7 protein-coding genes and 1 pseudogene are annotated in these 5047 nt (G+C 70.6%); 7 read left to right on the top strand and 1 reads right to left on the bottom strand.

The window, feature by feature from the left end:
• Positions 1-123 precede the first annotated feature (123 nt).
• Positions 124-299: pseudogene (locus ABZ641_RS25450) on the top strand (histidine kinase); the annotation flags it as partial.
• Entirely contained in the window at positions 296-646 is a 351-nt protein-coding gene (locus ABZ641_RS25455) for a UBP-type zinc finger domain-containing protein (protein ID WP_344627115.1), read from the top strand. The pseudogene ABZ641_RS25450 and the gene ABZ641_RS25455, both read left to right, overlap by 4 nt.
• Positions 647-780: 134 nt before the next feature.
• Here the strand turns inward: ABZ641_RS25455 and ABZ641_RS25460 are convergent, their stop codons facing one another.
• Entirely contained in the window at positions 781-1290 is a 510-nt protein-coding gene (locus ABZ641_RS25460; protein WP_344627114.1) for a MarR family transcriptional regulator, read from the bottom strand.
• Positions 1291-1403: 113 nt separating this feature from the next.
• Here ABZ641_RS25460 and ABZ641_RS25465 point away from each other — a divergent pair, with 113 nt between their 5' ends.
• The 5 genes from ABZ641_RS25465 to ABZ641_RS25485 form a co-directional block, all read left to right on the top strand.
• The gene (locus ABZ641_RS25465; protein WP_359985219.1) at positions 1404-1979 is read left to right on the top strand and encodes an NAD(P)H-dependent oxidoreductase; all 576 of its coding nucleotides are present in this window, start codon (positions 1404-1406) and stop codon (positions 1977-1979) included.
• A gap of 429 nt (positions 1980-2408) precedes the next feature.
• Positions 2409-2780 (top strand): nuclear transport factor 2 family protein, encoded by a 372-nt coding sequence (locus ABZ641_RS25470; RefSeq protein WP_359985221.1) that lies wholly within the window; start codon positions 2409-2411, stop codon positions 2778-2780.
• Between the two features lie 624 nt (positions 2781-3404).
• On the top strand, positions 3405-3905 hold the full coding sequence (locus tag ABZ641_RS25475) for a VOC family protein (protein ID WP_344627111.1): 501 nt from the start codon (positions 3405-3407) through the stop codon (positions 3903-3905).
• 69 nt (positions 3906-3974) lie between these two features.
• Complete coding sequence (locus tag ABZ641_RS25480) at positions 3975-4142, top strand: hypothetical protein (RefSeq protein WP_179419853.1); 168 nt, start codon at positions 3975-3977, stop codon at positions 4140-4142.
• Positions 4139-5047, top strand: a 909-nt coding sequence (locus tag ABZ641_RS25485) for an FAD-dependent oxidoreductase (RefSeq protein WP_359985225.1), incomplete at its 3' end; no start/stop codon positions are given. The genes ABZ641_RS25480 and ABZ641_RS25485, both read left to right, overlap by 4 nt.

A 5047-nucleotide genomic window follows, 5' to 3' on the forward strand; every position in this document is an offset into this window, starting at 1 on the left:
CGCCGAGGTTGGGTCCGAGATGCCCTCCGGTGCGGGTGACGGCGTCGATCAGGAACGACCGGGCCGTCGGTGACCGCGAGCCGGTTGAGGTGGCAGTACCAGACCTCGGTGCCGTCGGGCAGCTTCAGCACCAAACCTGCCGGCGAAAGTACCGGTCCCGGCCTGGACATCGCCTGGCGCATCATCGTCAACCGGCATGGCGGCGACCTGCGACTCGAGTCGGCCCGGGCGACACCTGCTTCAAGGTCTGCCTCCCGATCGACCCCGCAGAGCCCGCCACCCCGCAGGAGTTGCCATGACCACCGAGAACCCGATCGACCCAACCGTGCCGCCGAGTGGTCCAGGCTGCGTCGAATGCGACGCCGCCGGCGGCTGGTGGCTTCACCTGCGCCGCTGCGCGCGTTGCGGCCACATCGGCTGCTGCGACGACTCGCCCGCCAAACACGCCACCGCGCATGCCAAGGCCACCGGGCACCCGGTGATCCGCAGCTTCGAACCAGGCGAGACCTGGTTCTGGAACTACAACACCTCGCAGCTCCACGAATCCGGTCCTCAGCTGGCCCCGCCCGACAGCCACCCGGCGGACCAGCCCGTCCCGGGCCCAGCCGGACGGGTGCCGGCCGACTGGGCTGAGCGGATCGGCTAGCCTCCGGCCCTGAGCAAAGCACTGCCTGGCGTGGCGCCGAGCCGAGCCGACCACGCTCGTCCGCTGCAGTTCCATGACGGCCACAACGGTCCGGACGCACAGACGGTGGCCGTATCCAGCGTCGTCAGGGCAAGTTAGTCACAGAGGCCGGTGGCCGCCTCGCAGGCTTCGGAGACCGGATCGACGTCCCGGACATCGCAGGCAACGCGCGCGAGATGGCCGCGGAAGGCCTGGCACTCGCTGTCGTCGAGCGCCCCGAGGAGCCTGTCCTCAGCCTCCCGCACCCGCTTCCGCAGACTCTGGAGCGCGTCCACGCCCCGGGCGGTGGCGACGATCCGGCGCTGACGCCGATCGCCGGGGTTGAGCCGACGCTCGACCAGACCCGCCGCGACGAGGTCGTCGACCAGGTACGTCATGACCGTACGATCGATCCCCAGATACGTGGCCAGGGCCAGCTGGCTCGGATGGTCACCCCGGACCACGGCGGAGAGCACCTGATAGCCACGCGCGCCCTGGGGGACGTCATCCAGGACCAAAGCGACAGCACTCTGGTAGGCACGCGCCAGCACAAGGAGTGAGAAGCCGAAGTCGCCGGTGAGGTCGGCCGCGTCGGCCGCCTGCGTGGACGGTGTCCCGGTGCTCATACGGGAATGATACCCAGCTTCCCGCGGTTGAACAGATCATCTGAGCACAAGACGATCTGTCCGGCAGCGCAAGTTCGTTTCTGCGCGCCGAAGGCAAGAAGGCGAGGAACGTCATGCTCAAGATCGGCATCATCCTCGGCAGCACCCGCCCCAACCGCAACGGCGAGCAGGTGGCGAAATGGGTGCTCGACATCGCCTCGCGCCGCGACGACGCCGACTTCGAACTCATCGACCTGCGCGACCACCCGCTGCCGCACATGGACGAGCCGCTGCCACCGTCGCTCGGCCGGTACCAGCACCAGCACACCAGGCAATGGGCGGCCAAGATCGCGTCGTACGACGGGTTCGTCATCGTGACACCCGAGTACAACCACGGCATCCCCGCCGTGCTCAAGAACGCACTCGACTTCCTCTACGCCGAATGGAACAACAAGGCCGTCGGCTTCGTGTCCTACGGCGGAGTCGGCGGCGTCCGAGCCGTCGAGCAGCTGCGCCTCGTCGCCGCCGAACTCCAGATGGCCGACGTACGCCAGCAGGTGACACTGTCGATGATCACCGAGTTCGAGAACTACAGCGTCTTCAAACCAGGCGACTACAACCTTCCCGCCCTGAACACGATGCTCGACCAGGTCATCACCTGGAGCACCGCGCTCACCCCGCTGCGCACGCCCACGCCCGTCGCCTCATGAGCGGGCCACGAATGGCGTCTCGGTCTCAACACGTCGGGCCCGACGGGAAACTCCCATGGCTGGACACCACCCCGTACCGGCACCCCGTACGGCGTCGCCCGCTACGCCCTCGATCCGGAACACGCCCGATGTCTGTGGACCCTCTCGGAGCAGGTGCTCAGCGCGACACAGATCATGACGGCGACGTGGCCGGCTGCAGAGGCAATGCCGGGCAGCAAGGACTGGCCGGCCACAGGCGACACCGGTCCGCAGCGCGTACATGACGCCGGGGAGGGCAGCTCGGCCGGAACCGCGCATTCGCCCGGGCCGGGGTGGCGCCGCTCAGGCGGTGGTGGCAACAGCGTCACCACCCGCCCCCACAGGTCGTTCGGCGTCCGCTCGCCCCGACTCGGCCCGCAGACCACGCGGGCCAACCCCGAAGGACTGCCAGTGGACACCACCATCGCGGACCTGATGCGCCGCAACCGTCTCGCCGTCTTCAATGGACCGGACGCCGAGCGCCGCAACACGGCCATCGCGCTGACCTGCGCCGAGGACGCCGTACGGCACGAACCCGACCGCGTGAACCGAGGCCGCGAGACGCTCGCCCGGCGTGCCGCAGACCTGTTCGCGCAGTCCCCGGACTGGGTCATGCGGCCCGACGGCCCAATCTCCGTCAACGACGACCTCGGCCGGCTCACCTTCCACCACGGCCCCGCCGGCCGGCCGCACCTCGTGACCGGAATGGACATCGCCCACGGCAAGGACGGCGTAATCATCGAGCTCTACACCTTCGTCGACGGGACGAGTCACCGCTCGTAGCGCGCGGTCCGACGAGGATGGACACGCGAATTCCCGGCCGTCCTCCTGCCACGGCGTGTGCCCGAGCCCGCCGTCCCAGGGCCGTGGGCCGGACGACGGGTTCGTGGACGGCCACGTCGGCAGACCGAGTAATGGCGTTGAGGACCGCTTCGCTGATCGCGGCGGGGAACGCGATGCCCATCTGCCGCTCCACCGCGTCCCCGACTGACGGCGCCGACCAGGCGAGACAGCGAACCGCTGCACTGGTTGAAGCTTGTTGTCGCACTCCTCCTCGCAGGGCTGTCCCGACCCCCGAGTGACCGTCGCCGCCGGCCACCACTCCAGTACCCCGAACACCGCACCGGGCCTGAACGCCCGGGTCCGACAAGGCCGAACAGGCTCAGGCGGGAACCCGCAGGCGGCGACCGGCAGCCTCACCGAGCCGGAGGCGCAGCGGGGCACCACCAGTCCGACTTGCAGGCCGCGATCCGGGAGGCTTGCATGGCCAGGGGCACGCTCTCGGCCCACCCGAGTGAGTGACGCGGCGCGACCGCTGCGGCAGCTCCCGCCGGGGCTGGGCAGCTCTGAATCCGGGCAGACGACCTCGTCGCCCGCAGTCGGGCCACGGAACCGCCGGAGGCGGACATGGGCAGTGTGGAAGCGAGCGAGAACCTTGTGGCCGGAACGCCGCCGGTGGAAATCGGGGAGATGCGGCTCGAGGTCGTCGTGGTGCCGGTCTCCGACCCCGACCTCGCCAAACAGTTCTACCAGGCGCTGGGCTGGCGGCTGGATGCCGATCTGACCGTCGACGAGGGCTACCGGGTGGTGCAGTTCACCCCGCCCGGCTCCCTGTGCTCGATCGTCTTCGGCCAGGGCGTAACCACGGCGCCGCCCGGCTCGACGCAGGGTCTGCAGCTCACGGTCCACGACATCGACGCGGCGCGCGCGGACCTCGTCGAGCGCGGGGTGACCGTGAGCGAGGTGTTCCACGACGTCACGGGCATCTTCCACCACGCCGGAACGGAGGGCCGCGCAGACGGTCCGGCACCCGGGCACGCGGACTACGGCTCCTTCGTGTCGTTCAGCGACCCGGACGGCAACGGCTGGCTGCTCCAGGAGATCAAGAAGCGCCTTCCCGGCCGCTGACAACGGGCCGCCGGAAACCAGCCACTGACAACCAGCCACTGACAACCGGTCACTGACAAGGGGAATCCCATGGGAACGACCTACGAATCCGCGGAGGACCTCGCGGCGGCCCTGCGCCGGGCGGCCGAGGCACACGGCAGGCACGAGGCACGCACCGGCCAGGAGGACCCGAACTGGCCGGACTGGTACGCGCTCTACATGGTGCGGGAGCGGGCCGGCGAGGAACTGCCGACGTGAGCGGGCACTTCGATGTGATCGTGCTCGGCGGCGGCTCCCCCGGCGAGCACTGCGCCGGGGCGCTGGCCGACGGCGGGCTGCGGGTCGCCGTGGTGGAACGCGAACTGGTCGGCGGTGAGTGCTCCTACTACGCGTGCATCCCGTCGAAGACGCTGTTGCGGCCCGGTGAGGCGGTGCAGCAGGCGCGCGAGGCCGCGGCGGGCGCCCAGGTCTCGGTCGAACAGGCCTTGGCCTGGCGGGACTTCATGGTCTCGGACTACTCCGACGCCGGCCAGGAGCGCTGGCTGGCGAACAACGGCATCACGCTGCTGCGCGGCACCGGACGGCTGGCCGGCACCGGCGCGGTCGAGGTCGACGGGGTCCGCTACACCGCCGACCACGTGGTCCTCGCCAACGGTGCCGACGCCGCGATTCCGCCGATCCCCGGGCTGCGTGAGCTCGACGGCGTGTGGACCAGCCGCGAGGTCACGGGGATGAAGGAGGTGCCGCGCCGCCTGGTCGTCCTGGGCGGCGGCCCGGTCGGGGTGGAGATGGCCCAGGCCGTACGCCGCCTGGGCGGCGAGGTGGTCCTCGTCGAGCGGGAGGAACGTGTGCTCGCCCGCGAGCACCCCGGGCTGGGCGACGCACTCGGCGAGGTGCTGCGCCGCGACGGCATCGAGGTGGTCCTGTCGGCGGGCGTGAGCGCCGCCCGACGGGAGGACGAGGAGTTCGTCGTCGACCTCGACGACGGCCGCGAGCTGCGTGGCGAGCGGATCCTGGTCGCCACCGGCCGCCGACCGCGGGTGCACGGCATCGGCCTGGAGCAGGTGGGCATCGAACCCGACGCCCGCGGCGTCCCGGTCGACCCGAACCTGCGGGTCGCCGAACGGCTGTGGGCGATCGGCGACGTCACCGGCCGGTGGCCG

This window comes from Kitasatospora sp. NPDC007106 (assembly GCF_040634455.1).
GTDB lineage: Bacteria > Actinomycetota > Actinomycetes > Streptomycetales > Streptomycetaceae > Kitasatospora > Kitasatospora arboriphila.